Consider the following 16,125-nt stretch of genomic DNA (forward strand, 5'->3'; position numbering starts at 1 on the left):
AAGAAAAGCACCTTAGGAAGGGGCCTGTGACTAGTAAAGTTTTTGTACGATTCATTAACGAAAAACAATGGGTTAAGCTCTGTTCCCGATATAGCACTGAGGAACAGCCCAGTGTTCCCGATGACATTTATGTGGAATGGGCCAGTGCCGAATTGGATGGCCGGGTGGCGGACTCGCAGATTGTTCCCTTCAACGAGTTCGTGGAGCAGCTGCGGAATCGTTGGTCCCACAGCTATCAATACGGGATCACCCTCATCATCTCCGGTGCCAACGTGTTCACCGCGGAGGTGAACATTCCCTCCAAACAGACCCGCCATATTGCCCAGGCTCTGCCTTTCATGATTGAGGATCAGGTGGCGCAGGATGTATCCCTGTTCCATTTGATCACCGGGGAGCGCAGCAGTGATGGTGATTTGCCTGTGGTGGGTGTTCCTGTGCAACTGGTGGAGGGCACCCGCGCCCTGTTCGCCGATTTTGATCTGCCGCTGGATTCCATACTGCCTGACATGCTCTGCCTGCCCCTCAGGGATAATGAGTGGAGCCTGCTGTTCGATGGCAAGCACCTGCTGATCAAACGCTCCGAAATGGATGGACTGGCCATTGAGATGGATGCGGCGCCAGTGGTGCTCAACTCTGTGATGGAACATTGGCAGGACAGGCCCGCGGTATTGCGGGTGCTGTTTTGCCTGGAACACCTGAATGAGAACCTGCAGAACTGGATTCGCACCCAGATCTCGGGGCAGGTGGCGGATGCGGAACTGGAGGTGGAATACGACGAAGCCAACGCCAGTGATTTCCAGTTATTGTGCGATCACATCCATGGCCATTTCGGCTCCAAAAAGCCCAGGTTTGATTTCCTGCAGGGGCGATTTGCCAGCTCCGGACGGCGCAAGCCCTCCCATTTCAACTGGAAGCCCCTGGCCGCCATGGTGGCGTTATTTGTGGTCAGTTACAGCGCCTTTTTGCACACCCAGGCCTGGAAAATGAATCAGGAGGCGGAAGCGCTGGAGCAGGAGACCCGCCAGTTGTACAAGCAGCTGTTTCCGCGGGACAAGCGCATCGTGAACGTAAAACGGCAAATGCAGCAGCATATTGATGACTTTCAGAGCGGCGCTTCCGGCCAAAGCTTTTTGGCTTTGCTGGCGCAGGCCGGTGAGCAGATCTACGACACCAACCGAGCCACCAGTAATGCCATCGCACCGCAGCGGGTCGCTTATGACGATGGTCAGGGGGATCTGCGCATGGACCTGATGGTGAAGGATTTTGGGCAGCTGGAAGCGTTTAAAACCAAGCTCCAGAAGGCAGAGTTGGGGGTGGAAACGGCCTCTGCCACCCAGGATAAAGAAGGCGTGAAAGCGCGCTTGAAAATACGGAGTGAGCGTTCATGAGTACAGTATTGCAAAACCTGCAAAACAGCCTGGACCCATTGCGCCGTCGCTACGACAGTATGGCGGATTCCGAACGGCTGGTCGTGAACGGCATTGGGGTTCTGGTTGTGCTGGTGCTGCTGTTCCTGATACTGATCCTGCCAGGGCAGCGTGCAGTGGATAAGGCCCAGATGTCCCTGACGGCCAAGCAGAACCTGTTATCCTGGATGCAGGATAATGAACAGCTGGCCCGGATGGCCGCTCAAGGGGGAACCCGGTCCTCCCGTTCGGATCAGCCTCTGCAGAGTATTGTGACCTCCACCGCGCCGGCGCTGGGTATCACCGTGAAGCGCATCGAACCGGAATCCGACGACAAGCTCAGGGTGTGGCTGGAAAAGGTCTCCTTTGATAAAACCATGCGTTGGCTGCATCAGATCGAAACCCGCTACGGCGTGCGGATTGTGAATGCGTCCATCGATGCTGACCGCGCAGAAGGGCTGGTGACGGCCAAACTGGTGCTGCAAAAGTAAATGTACGAAGCGTTTTTTCATCTAAAGGAAACCCCTTTTTCCATCGCCCCCAACCCCCATTACCTCTACATGAGCCAGCAGCACAACGAGGCGCTGGCCCATCTGGTTTATGGGGTGGGGCGCGATGGTGGATTTGTCTTGCTGACCGGGGAGGTGGGTACAGGCAAAACTACGGTGTGCCGGTGTTTCCTGGAGCAGATTCCGGATGACACGGATGTAGCCTTTGTATTGAACCCAAAGCTGCAGGTGGAAGAGTTGCTCGCCACTATCTGCGACGAGTTGTCGATTCCTTACATCGGTGACAGCATCACCGTTAAAGACTATATCGACTGTATCAATAATTTCCTGCTGAAACAGCATTCCAAAGGGCGCCATACAGTACTGATTATCGATGAGGCGCAGAACCTGAGTCCCGATGTGCTGGAGCAGATCCGTTTGCTCACCAATCTGGAAACCCATGAGAAGAAGCTGCTGCAGATCATCCTCTTGGGCCAGCCGGAGCTGCAGGAGATGTTCCGCCAACCGGAATTGCGGCAGTTATCCCAACGGGTCACCGCACGTTTTCACCTGAATGCATTGGCGGAAGAGGAGGTGGGCCCTTATGTCTATCACCGCTTGACCGTGTCTGGTGCGGTGGACCCACGGGCCATGTTTCCTGCGGCCACCATTAAAAAGCTGTTCCAGATTTCAAAGGGAATACCTCGCATCATTAACCTGGTGTGCGATCGGGCCATGCTGGGGGCCTATGCCAAAGAGACCCGGGTGGTGGATGGTACCATTCTGGGTAACGCTGCAAAGGAAGTCCTGGGTTACAAGGTGTACTCCCCGGCGCCGGTGATTGCGCGCCATAAATGGCTGCCGATCGCAATGGGCAGTGGTGTCGGCGTGCTGCTGATCGGGATCATCGGGCTGTCTTACTGGTTTGGCCTGACCCGGCAGGAAGACCCGGTAGTGGCCGTAACCAGTGCCCTTGCTGAGGGCCCGCCGGCAGCGCTGGCGCAGCCACCTGAGCTGAAAAGCCCGAATGCTCCACCACCTTCCCCAGCCGGGATGCAGCCGGATAACACCACCTCCGCTGCCCAACCTCCGGCTCCGCTGCAAGCGCCCGTGGCCAATGCAACAGCACAAAACGCGCTGTCCATGGCCCAGGCGTTCGAGATGGCAGAGCACACCCAGGATGCCGACGCCTATCAGGACCTGTTCAGTGCCTGGGGGGTGCAGTACGCGCCGGCCACCAATGGAATGGCCTGTCAGTATGCAGAATCACTGGGTCTGGGTTGCCTGAGTAAATTAGGCAGCCTGGGCTCCATCAAACACTACGGACTGCCGGTGATCATTCGCCTGTTTGGCGCCCAGGGTGGCGAGAAATACGTGGTACTGCGCAAGTTGGAGGATAATTACGCAGAGGTCTATCTGGAGGGGGAGGTGCAGCGCGTCAACATCACCGATCTGGATAGCTATTGGCGCGGACATTACTCCCTGCTGTGGAAAAAACCCCCTTCCTACCATGGCCCCATGCACCCGGGCACGATTGCGCCCCTCTCCAAATGGCTGGCCTATCACCTGGACGTGTGGGAAAACAAGCCGGAGCCCAGCGCGGGCCGCTCCACCTATGACCCGGAGCTGGTGGAGCGGGTGAAACAGTTCCAGCGTACTGTGGGTGAAGTGGACGACGGCGTGGTGGGAACGGGCACCCTGATCCAATTGTCCCGACGGGTGGATGACTCCATCCCCGTGCTGGACCCCATCAAGGGGGGCTCCTGATGTCCTATATCCTGGATGCGTTGCGTAAATCAGAGCAGGAACGCCAGCGGGGCAAGGTGCCGGATATTCATGGCGCGGTTTCCGATGCACCCAATGCCAAAGCCAGAGCCAATGTCTGGCCCATCATTACGGTGGCCGTGATTGCTCTCAATGTGGGGATTCTGGGCTATTTCTGGTTGCGAATACCGCCTGGTAACGCCCCGGCGGATACCGTTGCCGGCACCCCCCCGCCAGCATCAAACCCGCCATCGGTGCCGGCCCCGTCTCTGGTGCAGCCACTCGTACCGTCAACGGCTCACACTCCACCCACGGCAGCCAGGCCCGCCTCCAGTGCCGGGGTTGCGCCTGCCATGAACCCTTCCCCCGCCGAAGTGCCCCCGTCCGCTGCACCGGTGCAAACTGCCCGAACCGCACCACCACCGACTTTCACGAATACGCCGCAACCCGAGCAGGAGCAAGCACCCTTGCCCAAAGTGGGATACCTGCCCCAATTGGAAGAGTTGCCGCCCTACGAGCGCGAAGGGATTCCGGATATGACGTTCTCTTCCCACATGTATTCCAGCCTGCCCCGATTCCGCTCCATCATCATCAATGGCAAGCGTCTTAAGGAAGGGCAGTACCTCAGCGAAGATCTTCAGGTGAGGGAAATCACAGAGGGCGGGGTGATCATGAGCTTTGGAAATACCTTGTTTGAAGTGGACGTATTGGGACGTTGGGCACAATAAAGCATTATAAATCAGGAAGAAAATCCCATCCTCGACTACGCTGTAAATAGAGTCAGTCCCACTTTGAGGTGTGAAATGGCAGCTTCTGAAAAAGCCATCGAGGATAATAAACGCAGCGTCCCGCGACGCCATCTCATTTACTACCTGCGGGTGTTCGATGTGGAAACTAATTCGCTTTTGGGGAATCTGGTGGATATCAGCACCAAGGGCATCATGGTGGTTTCGGATCAACACGTGGAGCCCGGCAAACTCTATAAACTGAGAATGGTCCTGCCGGACACGGTGGAAGGTCGCAAAGAGGTGGAGTTCGACGCCGAAAGCCGCTGGTGTAAGCATGATGTCAACGAGCTTTTTTATGACACCGGTTTTGAGCTGCTGGACCCCCACCCCGAGTTTCTGGACGCGGTGGATCGTCTGGTGGAGGACTGCTTATTCCAAGAATAGGCCCACCCCAACTTGGTATCCGGAGCTGAGATAAACATGAGTGCCCTGGATCTCATCAAGTCCAATCTCAATGTAGCGAAAACCCTCATTCTGGATGGGCGTGATCGTTATATCGGTGTCACCCGCACGGCTTTGAATATCGAGCAGATCTATCGAAACTACCGGACCCGGGCGAAGGTGCTTTCCAGCAGCGAAGCCGAAAAGTTGCTACGCCAGGCCCACCGCGACAGTGCGGAACAGATTTGTGCGCTGTGCCGGGACAACGGGGCCATCTGGGTCAAGTTCGCCCAGTTTTTGAGTTGCCGCCCGGATTTGTTGCCACTGGAATACATCAGTGCACTGCAGCGCCTGCAAAACGACGCGGCGCCGGCGCGGTTTGAGGACATCCACCCGATCATTCTCGCCAATTGGGGGCAGGATTGGGATAAACAATTTTCCCGCTTTGACGTATTGCCCATCGCGACTGCCTCGGTGGCTCAGGTACACCGGGCCACCCTGCTGGACGGCAGGGAGGTGGCTATCAAATTTCAGTTACCCACGGCGCGCTCCCTGTTCGAACAGGATTCCCTGGTATTCACTACCTTGGCGAAAGCCCTGCGGCCGCTGATCCGTGAATTCGATATCAAGCAGGTGATTCAGCAGCTGATAGCCATGACGTTGGAAGAGCTGGATTTTCGTCGTGAAGCGGTGAACCTCAAAACCTTCCGCACACAAACCCATTTGCCTGGCATCATCATGCCCGAGTTATTTGAAAGCCTGAGTTCGGAGCGGGTGATGGTCACCTCCTGGGTAGAGGGCGTGCGCCTGAGTGAGTACCTGAGCCAACACCCGGAGCGCGCCAAGCCCTTGCTGCAGCGCCTGTTGGCCAGTTATCTCCAGCAGATCACGCAATTGGGTATCTACCACGCCGATCCTCACCCGGGCAATTTCCTGATTACAGCAGATGAGCAGATTGCGATCCTGGATTACGGCGCCATCGCCCACTTGAGCCCGGAACAGCGGCTGCAATACACTAACCTGCTGATGGGGTTGATGGGGTTTTCCACGGTTAAACTGGGTGATTTATTCAAGCAGGCAGGGTTCCGCTGCGAACGACCGGAAACCCTTGAAGAGATTTCCGATTACGTGGTGGGCGATAATCTGGAAGGACTGTCAATTGCTGACAGGCTTAGCGACTCCCTGGATAAATTAAGGAAAAACAAGGTTATAATGCCGGACTCGTTTGTGGCCATGGCTCGGGTCATCATCACGATCGGCGGTTTCATGACGCACTATGATGTGGATTTCGAGTTTGACCCGGCGTCGGTGGCAGCCTGAGTAGCAGTGTATAAACATTTCTTACACTGACACAACAAATTGGAATTGTTCCGGCGCTTTTCAAGCAGTAATATAGCTTTCATATTAATAACTAAATAAAAACTCGAAATTGATTTGTCAAGACCCCAGGGGGGTACCGGTGCTTTTTCGCAGTATACGATGTATCGTTTTATGGTCATTGCTCGCCGCTTCACAGTCCTACGCCGCTGTCACTGAAGTCGTCACTGAGATCGTTTTCAAGGAAACCATCCCCGAGTTAATGCTGGCCGGCGAAAGCTGGAAGTTTTCCAATGGCGACACTTATACCGGCATGTGGTTGCATAATAAGCCGCATGGTAAAGGCGTGTATCAACGCCTGAACGGTGATGTCTACACGGGCGAATTCCGTAATGGTTATATGCAGGGCGTGGGCACCTATAAATTCCAGAACGGTGATGTCTATACCGGTGGCTGGGACAAAGGCCTCACCAACGGCCGGGGTGTGATCGAATATCAAAACGGCAACCGTTACGTAGGTGGTTGGCAGCAAGGGCTGCGCCATGGCAAAGGTAAACTCTATTATCGCAGTGGTTCTGTCTACGAAGGTTACTGGAGCGATGATGAGAAGGAAGGCAAAGGCCTGATGACCTATCGTAATGGTGAGCGCTACATTGGCGACTACAAGAACAACAAACCCCATGGTCACGGCATCAAGACAGAAGCGGATGGCAGCAGCTATCGCGGTACCTTCTCCCGCGGGTTGAAACACGGCGTGGGCGAGTGCAACCAGGAAGGTGGTGTCATTCACGTTTGCCTGTTCGACAAAGGCCGTGAAATCCGTGACAAGTCCAAACTGGAACTGGCCAAGGCATACTACGAAAAGCACCAGCCGAAGTATGAGTTCAAGGGCGGCATTGCCTACCATCTGCAGGATGAGTTCACCAAAGCACGTTACTATGTGACCACGGATAACGTCTGGTGGGAGAAGACCGTTGCCCTGCTGGAAACGCAGTTACGCATTCGCAGCGAAGACGATGACCAATTCCTGTATCTGATCGTCAATCGCTATACCGGCCCCGGGGTGTATCACTTACGTAAAGGCGAGATCATGGCGTCGTCGCTGGATGGCAGCCCGATTGAACTACCGGATGACATTGTTGCCCGGCTGGAAATCAAGGCGGACGATGATGGCGAAATCCAGGGCGTGTTCAGTATTCCTCAGCTGTCCCATACCGAATCCAACAAGCTGTATAAAATTTATGGTGGCCAGTTTGAAGCCAAGTCCTCTCCACCCAAAGAGGTCAAGGGTAACGAGCATCTGGAGTTTCTTGTAAAAAACCGCGATAAGAGTTAGTGCAGCCAGGCCACTACAAAGGGCAGCAATAATGCGGTCATGACGCCGGTAATGCTCATGGCCAGCGCCGAAAAGGCTCCACATTCCTCTCCTTCCTCCAGGGCCCGTGCTGTTCCCAGCGCATGGGCCGTCAACCCCATGGTAAACCCCTTCACCCCCTGATCCTGAATGCCCATCCGGTTCATCAGGGGGATGCCGATCATGGCCCCAAGTGCGCCGGTCAGTAACACGAACATGGCTGCCAACGCAGGAATACCCCCAATCTGTTCCGTGACAATCATGGCAATGGGGGTGGTGATGGATTTAGTGGGCATGGACAGCATGGTGTCCAGGTTGGCTCCCAGTATCCACAAGATTCCCGCGGCCATGCTGACGGTCAGCGCGCCACCCACCAGTACCGTGAGAAATATCGGCAGCAACAGGGTACGAATGCGTTTGGCATTCTGGAACAGGGGAATGGCCAGGGCCACAGTGGCAGGCCCGAGCATCGCATGCAACAGATAGGACGATTCGTAGTAGGACTCGTAGGGTACCTGCAGCATGATCACTGTTCCAATGACCACGGCCATGCCGATTACCACCGGTTGCAATACCGGATGGCGATGACTCTTCAGATACAGCCTCTGTCCAAGATAGAAAGCGGCCACGGTGATGAGTACACCGAACAGTGGGAACTGGATGATGACAGAAAACAATTGATTCATAGTGTCTTTCGGAACAGTCGCGCAAAAAACATAAACAAGTAGGGTGTCACCAGAATGGAGACGATCAGACTGACCAGTATCGCCAGGGCGATGGCAAGGGCATCATCCTTGAGCAGCTCGCCGTGTTCCACGATGCCGGCACTGGCGGGAATCAGAAACAGGGGCAGTAATGGCAACAATACGGAAGCCACTTGCTGCAGTGGCTCCGGAATGTGGCCTTTTATGAGCAGAAACCCGAACAGGTAAACCAATCCCATCACCGGAGAGGGAATGGGTAACCCGAGCAGTACAACGGTGGCATGCCCGAACAACTGAAACAAGAATAAGTACAACAATCCAACCAGCATGGACTCGGCCTGTTATCTCAGAAAAAACTGGCCTAAGGGTATCACAAGTCCCTTTGCGGCGGGTTGTCTGATTGCCATTGCAAGGCGCGCTGCACGCCTTCCTCTGCACTTATAGCTGGAGTCCAGCCCAACTCCCGGGCGGCTCTCGCTGTGGAGAAACGGAACCGGTTGCCGAACGCTTTCACATCCGTACTGGAAAGCAGTGGCGCAGGCAGTAAGCGATAGCGGGCGCCCTGTTGGGTAACCTTGGCCAAAAACATCATCAGGGAGTAGGGCAGGTGCACTTGCCGGATGGTGCGCCCCTGAAAATCAGCGATGGTGGAGAACAAATCCATCGGTGTCATCCCACTGTTGGCATCCAGCAACAGGTAATCACGATTGTGGCTGGCGGGCGTGTTGATGATCTGATCGACGCCGCGAATCAGGTCATCGATATACACCAGGTAGATCTCCATGGGCTGGGAGCGATGCCAGGTGAAGACGGTGCCGCTGCGGACCATGTCCATCACAGCGGGGAAAAATTGGCGGTCACCGGGTCCATAGACCCAACCCGGATACACGATTGATGCCTTAAGATCGCCTTTCTTCCTCAAGTCGCGCACCAGGCGGGCAGCTTCGATCTTGGTGTCGGCATAGGGCTCCGCCCAGGGCTGGTATGGGCTCTCCTCATTCAGGATCTGCTCAGGGCGGGGGATTCCGAAAACGTCCGATGTGCTGATCAGGGTGAGATGTTTCACGTTCATCCTGATACAGGCTTCAGCGACCGTTTGGGTGCCGGTGACATTCACCCGCTCGAACACGGCTTTTGGCGCAATGGAGTTCAGCAACGCGGCCCCATGAACGACTTCGTCGCAGCCGTCGATGGCGGTATCCAGCGCAGACGGATCGCAAATGTCCCCTTCGATCAGGCGTGGCGTGCCGAATGCCCTGAGCCACGGCATCAGTTCCGCTTTGCGTGGGTGGTCAGGGAGGTCGAAGAGCCGAACCTGCCAGCCCTTATCCAAAAAGTGAGCCGCTAGACGGCTGCCGACGAATCCGAATGCCCCGGTTATAAGAATCTGTCTCATTTGTTGACGATTTAGGCTCTAAAAGTGGAACAATGGTACCACTAAATCAATCTGTCACCGCAAAAAGCAGAAAAAATGTGATAAACGTCACACTTTATAAGCTCTCAGGTTATTAAGAATATTACAAAACGATCTAAGAAAAGATGACGAACGCATACATGAAGTTTAAGGGCGGACTATACTAGCTATTGTTTATGGAAATTTGCGTAATGGGAGAGCGCAATGAGTATTAACCAGGACCATTTTTCAGGAGTGGCAGTTATGGATCCGAAATCAAAAGAGATCTACAACAAAATCGAAAACTTCCTCGAAGAACGTAAAGGCCGTGATCGTCGTAAGGACGAAACGGAAGAGCAGGCGAAAGCCAACGCTGAACGTCGCAGCGGGGATGACCGACGCGAGACTTCGTGAAAGTCGGCAGATACTCTTTCTAAAGGCGAAGAATTTCACACTTCGCCTTTTTTGTTGCCTTTTTTGTTAAGTCCCCATTCAGTTAGAATACGGCATCATTTCGTAAAACCAATACAGTGGGTTGTCAGGAGAATTTAATGAAGAAGGCGTTGGTTGTGGCTTCCGTTCTAGGGGCCATTTCAATCTCAGGTTGTGCCATCGATCCCTATACCGGGGAGCAGAAAGTCAGTAATACGGCCATCGGCGCTGCGGCCGGTGCAGTGGTGGGCGCGGCCGTCTCCAGTAAGAAAGATCGGGCCAAAGGTGCTGCCATTGGTGCCGCATTGGGTGGCGGTGCAGGCTATTACTTCGATTATCAGGAAAAAATTCTGCGGGAAAAGCTGCAGGGTACCGGTGTCAGCGTAACACGCCTGGAGAACGGCGGCATTCAGCTGAATATGCCAGGTAACGTGAGTTTCCCCACTAACCAGTACCAATTGCTCCCCAGCTTTTACGATACGCTGGACAGTGTGGCCATCGTCCTGAAGGAGTACAGCAAGACCGCTATCCAGGTGACCGGCCATACCGACAGCACCGGCAGCTTTGAACATAATCAGCAATTGTCCGAGCGTCGCGCCGAGAGCGTGAAGAGCTACCTGGCGAGCCAGGGTGTGGCGTCCAGTCGCCTGCATTCCAACGGCTACGGCCCCCGTTATCCGGTGGCTTCCAACGCCACTCCAGAAGGTCGGGCAGCCAATCGGCGGGTGGAAATTCAGATCCTGAATCAGAACTGATCCACTTTCATCGAAAGAGGGAGCCCATCGGCTCCCTTTTTTTTTGAAACAAAACTTCCCCTCACCTGTCAGTACAGTACATTACTATGAGGTTCGAATAGTTTAGGAGTGTTGCAGTGACAGAGTTTGATTACGACTTGTTTGTCATAGGAGCCGGGTCCGGTGGCGTGCGTTGTGCGCGTATATCGGCTGGGTTGGGTGCCCGGGTCGCGGTTGCAGAAGAGCGTTATATGGGGGGAACCTGCGTCAATGTGGGGTGTGTTCCCAAAAAGCTCTATGTGTATGGTTCCCATGTCAAAGAAGAACTGGAACTGGCGGCAACCTACGGCTGGGATGTGGACACCAGGGGATTTGATTGGGCCACCCTGAGGGAAAACAAGGTGAAGGAGATCACCCGCCTGAACGGCATCTATCGTAACCTGCTCAGTAATGCCGGGGTGGAGGTTCTGGATGGCCGCGCGGTGGTGCGTGGTCCGCATCAGGTGGAGGTCGGCGGAAAAACCTATACGGCCCAGCATATTCTGATCGCGACCGGTGGGTGGCCTTATAAGCCCGATCTGCCGGGTATTGAGCATGCCATCACCTCCAACGAGTTTTTTGATCTGGATGCGCTGCCGGGCAGGGTGCTGGTGGTGGGCGGTGGTTACATCGCCATTGAGTTGGCCTGCATCTTTCACAACCTGGGTGTGGATACGGTGCTCAGTTACCGCAACGAGCTGTTTTTGCGCGGCTTTGACGGGGATGTTCGCCAGCACTTGAAGGCCGAACTGCTGAAGAAAGGTATGGACCTGAGATTCAACCATCAGGTGAAACGCATTGACCCCGCCGGTGACGGCCGCTTTCACGTTGCTGATGGAGCAGGGCAGGTGGAAGCCTATGATCTGGTTCTGTATGCCACGGGCCGTGTTCCCAAGGTGGAAGGGTTGGGCCTGGAATCCACCGGGGTGGAACTCAATGCCAAGGGAGCAGTGTTGGTGGACGAGCACTACCGCACGGCGGAACCCTCGATATTCGCCCTGGGCGATGTGACTGACCGGGTGCAATTGACGCCGGTGGCCCTGGCTGAAGGCATGTATCTGGCCCATCACCTGTTTGGCGACGGGCGCCAGCCAGTGAAGTACGACGCCATTCCCACGGCGGTCTTTACCCAGCCACCGATTGGCACTGTCGGTTTAACCGAAGAGGCTGCCCGTGAGCAAGGTTATGCTGTGCAGGTTTTTAAATCCGAATTTGCGCCAATGAAATACAGCTTTGCGCAAGTGAAAGAGCGAACACTGATGAAGCTGATTGTGGATGCAGACAGTGACCGTGTGTTGGGCGCTCACATGGTGGGGCCGGATGCCGGAGAGATTATCCAGGGCATTGGAATCGCCGTGGGTATGGGGGCCACCAAAGCGCAGTTCGACCAGACCATAGGCATCCATCCCACCGCGGCGGAAGAGTTTGTCACCATGCGCACACCGGTGGGATGAAGGTAGAGTGGTGCAGAAGTCATGCACTTCAGCTTTGTCGGATGGCCGTAAAGGGGTAAGTGCCCATAATGCCGGCTTTGCATTTTCCGGTCATCCGATTACCGTCAACGGTGCCGTTGAACTTCACTTTGAGTTTGAACGGTTTGCTGACGTGATTGATCCATTGGATCTGGTTGCCATTGAGGGCTGCGTCGTGGATCGGTGAATCCATGCTCTGGCCCTTTTGCACGCCAACGATCGTATCCCCTTCCTGTTGAATTACCAATTGAGTTTCCTGGTTCCCGGTGGGTGCCTTGATGGTGACATGCCATGTGCCCTCCACGGAATTCCCCGACGAAGATGGCGCTACTGCCATTGCAGGTTCGGGGTCATCTACTTTCAGGCGCGGCTCCCGGGGCGGAATGGGTTTGGGCACCATCCGTGAGGTGATGGGCTTCAGGTCGGCGTAGGTAACAATACCGGCCGGTGCCATCACCACGGCGGGAATGGCATTGACCACAGGGTTGGCGGGGAACATAAAGCCGATGGTCATCAGCTCTTCCTCCGGCAAGGTTAAATCCGGCAAAACTTCGACCCGCAGGTTGATTTGCGGAGTACCCTCCACCTCAATCAGGTACGCCATGGCGATGTCCCAGGGCGGATCGAGTTCATCACCTACACTCCATTGCACGGTGGCATCAATGACCGTCATGTCGTCAGCGATGCCGAGCCATTTGGCCATGATGCCTGCCACGGTTCCGGCTTTAACCGTACGGCCGGGCACGTCCAGGTCTTCGCTGGCATGGGCGAAGCTAACATCACAACGCACTTCATCCAGGGGGAAGTCGAACATGGCCGCAATGGTTTCCACTGCATCGCCAAAGGGCAGGGTGGCTTGGCGAATGGCGTCAGCATGGCCAGGATCGTTGGCCGGGCGCCCCCAACCCAGTCCATCCTGATTGGCGTCCCCGGCCCAAAGCCCGATGTTGAACGATTCCAGAATTCGGATCTGATTGACTTCCTTGCACAGTCCCGCCGCCGCGGCAGTCAGATTGTCCACCCAGCCTGGATTGATGCCGCTGCCGAACAGACTGGCCTGGCCGGCTTGTGCTGCGGCTTCCAGTCGGGCACGGTCAGCATCTCCATAGGCATAGCCGGTCATAAAACTGGCCGTGGTCGCAATGTTGATGCCGGCCCGCAGCAACGTTTCCATATGCTCAATGTTGGGGTGCAGGGGCATATAGGCAACGCAATCGGGTTTTAATGCGATCAGTTCATCGATGTTATGGGTGGCGGTGATGTTCAGTTTTCTACCCAGTTTCAACAGATCACCCAGATCCTGCCCGTGCTTTTCTTCACTGAAGGCGTAGGCCCCCACCAGCTCCAGTTCTGGTCGTTCCAAAATGGTTTTGGCGGCTTCACTGGCCACTTTTCCAGTGGTCCATTGCACTACACGGAAGGGCTTTTCTATTGGGGACATTCTGCTTCTCCTTGTTATTGTGAGCAGACATTTTCCTAACGTGGGTGTTAACCAAATACGGTTATCAAAGTGTGGAAAGGCTGCGTGATATCACAAGGTAAATTGAATGCACGGTTTAGAAAAGCTTTTTGTTGTTCAACATAGTGAACAGGTCTGGATTCTGAGTGGTAGTACTGACGCATGAGTGTTTCTGTGCCTCAGAAATGTTGCTGAAATCCGATTTCAAACAACAGCACTTCCACTTTGGTTTTTATATCCTGACCGGCATAGGAGGGGTACACCACATTGGCAGGATCGCACCCATTACCCAGTTGTGCGGAGCAGGCGGGAAAATCGGTTTTTGATTTCAGGTGGCCTATGGCGAAATCAATGTGGCGATCTTCTTCCAGGTCCAGGCCAAACCCAAAGGAAATTAATTTGGAATCGTTCAGGGGGATCAGTGCATTGGGTGCATCTTCGGGAACAGCGGATGGCCGGTCTTCGAATCCGGCGCGAATGACCAGGTGTTCGTTATACTGATATTCCACACCGGTTCCCCAGTACGCGACGTCGCGCAAACTGATTTGATAGTCGACAGAGTTTGGGGTGATGCCGTTTTTTTCACCGGTTCCCACCAGGTCGGCAATGTTGCCCCATTTTAGTAAAGGTACGTCCATGCCGAATTCAAGATAGATCTGACTGAAGGCGGACCACTCTGTCCAGCGTGCGTCGATGTTCCACTTCCATTTTGGGGTTAACTGGATGCTAAGCCCGGCGTTCCAGCGTTGAGGAATTTCGTAGGAAACGGTGAGCGGACCCTCGGCATCGTTTTGGATTTCTTCAGCAGTGGGTAACTGAAGCCCGAAGTTACCAATGAGTGAGCCAACAGCTTCCAGTACATCACTGCTGTGAAAATTGTACAGAAATGTTTTAAACGGATCGTAGATGGGAAAGGCGAATTCCCCATCCATTTCCACATCGATGGCAGAGTTATAGGATAGGCCAAGTGTGAGCCAGGGTTTGGGCTGCCACAACAATCCGAGGTTGTAACCCAGCACCAGGTTCTGGTCTACTTCGAACGACAGTTTGCCAAAGGTGGTAAAGGGTGGAACCTCAGTGCAGACGTCCACCACCCATTCCGGATTCAGGCCAAGGTTGTTGTCGCCGACCTGTTTGGGTGTGCCATCGGAGTTGCAGAATGTGCCCTGAATGAAGGGTGACCCCAAAAAGAAAATCGCCACATGGGGCTCATGAATGGGCAGTTCCAGGCCCATCCCGGAATAGTTAAAATTTATAGAGAGACCCACGGACAATTCATCGGACACTTCGTACGCCACCGTGGGGGAAAAATACGTGATCAGGGTGAATGCCGCCCGCTCCTGGGCGAATCTTCCCGGGTCATCCTTGGCCACGTGCATACCGTTCATCATGGGTGCGTAGACGTTGGTGCCAAAGGTGAAACGGCTGCCGGGTGGGTTGTAGGTAGCGCCTCCCGCCATGCCGGCCCCAATGGGCATATCCACCATGCCGCCGGGTAACATCAGGGTGGGGCCACCCTCGGATCGGCTTTTGGTGAACAAGGTCTCGTTGTAAACGTATTCATCCCATGGACTTCTACCGTATAACAGGTCTCCGTTTTCATCCTCGAAAGCCCGGTGCTGCTCGCGATAGTCGTCGATCATGTCACTCATGTAATCGCCGTAGCCACCCAATTCCATTTCCGTGGAAAACAGGCCCACAATACCTTTGATGAACATCTGCCGGCCCTTGAGGCGGCTAAGTCCGGCCGGATTAAAGTGGATGGAATCGATGTCCGGTGGATCAGCAGTGACTGCATGCCCAAGGGATAAAGCCTTGGGATTGCCGATGGTGATGCTGTCAGTGAACGAGGCTCTGGTGGGTGTGGATTGCAATACCAATGCAATTCCAACGCCCCACGCCAGCGCATAAACCTGCACTGGGGCAAGCCGGGGTTTGGGATTGAAAGCAAGCATCGTATGGGCCTTCGTAGTGTTATTGGCAGTCATCTTGTTTTTGTTATAGGTTGGGCCCCGGTTGAGGCCCAGGATGTTCTGCGGGTAGCTGGGTCAGGCGCGCACGGCGGTGAATGGAAAGGACCCCATGATCGCCGCGTTGACTTTACCGCTGATATTATTGCCTTCCACCACGCCCTGGAATTTCAGTGTGATGGGCAATGGTTTCTTGATTTTGTTGACCCAGGCCAGTTCGCCATTGGTTGGATCAAAGCTCAGGTCGGTGGCCGTTTCGACCTGGCCCATGGCGGATTGTGTGCCGGTGAGTACACCGTCCACGGTCTTCAGTTCTAACGTTGTCTCTTGGGGGCCGGTGGGGCCGTGGATGATGACACTCCATTTACCGTCGATGGGGGCTGTGTGTTCCATGTGGTTCTCCGGGTGATTATTTTGTTGTTTT

Annotated in this window: 16 protein-coding genes; 10 read left to right on the plus strand and 6 right to left on the minus strand. The window is 54.8% G+C overall.

Translation table 11 applies throughout. The annotated features are described in order from the left end of the window. Window positions 1–26: 26 nt before the first annotated feature. The 7 genes from gspL to D9N14_RS11745 all read left to right on the plus strand — a co-directional run bounded on the left by gspL (window position 27) and on the right by D9N14_RS11745 (window position 7,480). Window positions 27–1,388, plus strand: coding sequence for a type II secretion system protein GspL (gene gspL / locus D9N14_RS11715; RefSeq protein ID WP_290579813.1), 1,362 nt, complete (start codon window positions 27–29; stop codon window positions 1,386–1,388). Further along, on the plus strand, window positions 1,385–1,897 hold the full coding sequence (locus D9N14_RS11720) for a type II secretion system protein M (RefSeq protein WP_290579815.1): 513 nt from the start codon (window positions 1,385–1,387) through the stop codon (window positions 1,895–1,897). The genes gspL and D9N14_RS11720 overlap by 4 nt, the downstream gene beginning before the upstream one ends. Then, window positions 1,898–3,661 (plus strand): ExeA family protein, encoded by a 1,764-nt coding sequence (locus D9N14_RS11725; RefSeq protein ID WP_290579817.1) that lies wholly within the window; start codon window positions 1,898–1,900, stop codon window positions 3,659–3,661. Further along, on the plus strand, window positions 3,661–4,386 hold the full coding sequence (locus D9N14_RS11730; RefSeq protein ID WP_290579819.1) for a general secretion pathway protein GspB: 726 nt from the start codon (window positions 3,661–3,663) through the stop codon (window positions 4,384–4,386). The genes D9N14_RS11725 and D9N14_RS11730 overlap by 1 nt, the downstream gene beginning before the upstream one ends. A gap of 75 nt (window positions 4,387–4,461) precedes the next feature. Next, window positions 4,462–4,830, plus strand: a complete 369-nt coding sequence (locus D9N14_RS11735) for a PilZ domain-containing protein (RefSeq protein ID WP_290579821.1) — start codon at window positions 4,462–4,464, stop codon at window positions 4,828–4,830. 36 nt (window positions 4,831–4,866) lie between these two features. Beyond that, on the plus strand, window positions 4,867–6,147 hold the full coding sequence (locus D9N14_RS11740) for an ABC1 kinase family protein (RefSeq protein ID WP_290579823.1): 1,281 nt from the start codon (window positions 4,867–4,869) through the stop codon (window positions 6,145–6,147). Window positions 6,148–6,286: 139 nt separating this feature from the next. After that, window positions 6,287–7,480: an MORN repeat-containing protein gene (locus D9N14_RS11745; protein ID WP_290579825.1), complete on the plus strand. Its 1,194-nt coding sequence runs from the start codon at window positions 6,287–6,289 to the stop codon at window positions 7,478–7,480. On the opposite strand, the gene D9N14_RS11750 is transcribed toward D9N14_RS11745, so the two are convergent. Genes D9N14_RS11750 through D9N14_RS11760 form a run of 3 tightly spaced genes read right to left on the minus strand, consistent with a single transcriptional unit; the run spans window position 7,477 to window position 9,598 of the window. Further along, a complete protein-coding gene (locus D9N14_RS11750; RefSeq protein WP_290579827.1) occupies window positions 7,477–8,184 on the minus strand; it encodes an LrgB family protein in 708 nt (235 codons plus the stop codon). The genes D9N14_RS11745 and D9N14_RS11750 overlap by 4 nt on opposite strands. After that, a complete protein-coding gene (locus D9N14_RS11755) occupies window positions 8,181–8,516 on the minus strand; it encodes a CidA/LrgA family protein (protein WP_290579829.1) in 336 nt (111 codons plus the stop codon). The genes D9N14_RS11750 and D9N14_RS11755 overlap by 4 nt, the downstream gene beginning before the upstream one ends. Before the next feature lie 56 nt (window positions 8,517–8,572). Beyond that, on the minus strand, window positions 8,573–9,598 hold the full coding sequence (locus tag D9N14_RS11760; RefSeq protein WP_290579831.1) for an NAD-dependent epimerase/dehydratase family protein: 1,026 nt from the start codon (window positions 9,596–9,598) through the stop codon (window positions 8,573–8,575). A gap of 261 nt (window positions 9,599–9,859) precedes the next feature. Between D9N14_RS11760 and D9N14_RS11765 the strand changes: the two genes are divergently transcribed. From D9N14_RS11765 to gorA, 3 genes are all read left to right on the plus strand, one after another. Next, window positions 9,860–10,009 (plus strand): hypothetical protein, encoded by a 150-nt coding sequence (locus tag D9N14_RS11765; RefSeq protein WP_290579833.1) that lies wholly within the window; start codon window positions 9,860–9,862, stop codon window positions 10,007–10,009. Window positions 10,010–10,146: 137 nt separating this feature from the next. Beyond that, window positions 10,147–10,782, plus strand: a complete 636-nt coding sequence (locus tag D9N14_RS11770; protein ID WP_290579835.1) for an OmpA family protein — start codon at window positions 10,147–10,149, stop codon at window positions 10,780–10,782. Window positions 10,783–10,898: 116 nt separating this feature from the next. Beyond that, complete coding sequence (gorA, locus tag D9N14_RS11775) at window positions 10,899–12,254, plus strand: glutathione-disulfide reductase (RefSeq protein WP_290579837.1); 1,356 nt, start codon at window positions 10,899–10,901, stop codon at window positions 12,252–12,254. A 28-nt stretch (window positions 12,255–12,282) separates the two neighbouring features. On the opposite strand, the gene D9N14_RS11780 is transcribed toward gorA, so the two are convergent. From D9N14_RS11780 to D9N14_RS11790, 3 genes are all read right to left on the minus strand, one after another. Next, window positions 12,283–13,713: a hypothetical protein gene (locus D9N14_RS11780; RefSeq protein WP_290579839.1), complete on the minus strand. Its 1,431-nt coding sequence runs from the start codon at window positions 13,711–13,713 to the stop codon at window positions 12,283–12,285. 197 nt (window positions 13,714–13,910) lie between these two features. Then, window positions 13,911–15,686 (minus strand): OmpP1/FadL family transporter, encoded by a 1,776-nt coding sequence (locus tag D9N14_RS11785; protein ID WP_290579841.1) that lies wholly within the window; start codon window positions 15,684–15,686, stop codon window positions 13,911–13,913. 93 nt (window positions 15,687–15,779) lie between these two features. Beyond that, the gene (locus D9N14_RS11790; protein WP_290579843.1) at window positions 15,780–16,094 is read right to left on the minus strand and encodes a hypothetical protein; all 315 of its coding nucleotides are present in this window, start codon (window positions 16,092–16,094) and stop codon (window positions 15,780–15,782) included. Window positions 16,095–16,125: the final 31 nt, after the last annotated feature.

It is taken from the genome of Ketobacter sp. (assembly GCF_003671495.1).
Lineage (GTDB): Bacteria > Pseudomonadota > Gammaproteobacteria > Pseudomonadales > Ketobacteraceae > Ketobacter.

What these genes read in the sequence shown, in the direction of transcription:
- D9N14_RS11720 (WP_290579815.1), top strand. Translation starts at nt 1,385, where the DNA reads ATGAGTACAGTATTGCAAAACCTGCAAAACAGCCTGGACCCATTGCGC.
- D9N14_RS11725 (WP_290579817.1), top strand. Translation starts at nt 1,898, where the DNA reads ATGTACGAAGCGTTTTTTCATCTAAAGGAAACCCCTTTTTCCATCGCC.
- D9N14_RS11730 (WP_290579819.1), top strand. Translation starts at nt 3,661, where the DNA reads ATGTCCTATATCCTGGATGCGTTGCGTAAATCAGAGCAGGAACGCCAG.
- D9N14_RS11735 (WP_290579821.1), top strand. Translation starts at nt 4,462, where the DNA reads ATGGCAGCTTCTGAAAAAGCCATCGAGGATAATAAACGCAGCGTCCCG.
- D9N14_RS11740 (WP_290579823.1), top strand. Translation starts at nt 4,867, where the DNA reads ATGAGTGCCCTGGATCTCATCAAGTCCAATCTCAATGTAGCGAAAACC.
- D9N14_RS11750 (WP_290579827.1), bottom strand. Translation starts at nt 8,184, where the DNA reads ATGAATCAATTGTTTTCTGTCATCATCCAGTTCCCACTGTTCGGTGTA.
- D9N14_RS11760 (WP_290579831.1), bottom strand. Translation starts at nt 9,598, where the DNA reads ATGAGACAGATTCTTATAACCGGGGCATTCGGATTCGTCGGCAGCCGT.
- D9N14_RS11765 (WP_290579833.1), top strand. Translation starts at nt 9,860, where the DNA reads ATGGATCCGAAATCAAAAGAGATCTACAACAAAATCGAAAACTTCCTC.
- D9N14_RS11770 (WP_290579835.1), top strand. Translation starts at nt 10,147, where the DNA reads ATGAAGAAGGCGTTGGTTGTGGCTTCCGTTCTAGGGGCCATTTCAATC.
- D9N14_RS11780 (WP_290579839.1), bottom strand. Translation starts at nt 13,713, where the DNA reads ATGTCCCCAATAGAAAAGCCCTTCCGTGTAGTGCAATGGACCACTGGA.
- D9N14_RS11785 (WP_290579841.1), bottom strand. Translation starts at nt 15,686, where the DNA reads ATGCTTGCTTTCAATCCCAAACCCCGGCTTGCCCCAGTGCAGGTTTAT.
- D9N14_RS11790 (WP_290579843.1), bottom strand. Translation starts at nt 16,094, where the DNA reads ATGGAACACACAGCCCCCATCGACGGTAAATGGAGTGTCATCATCCAC.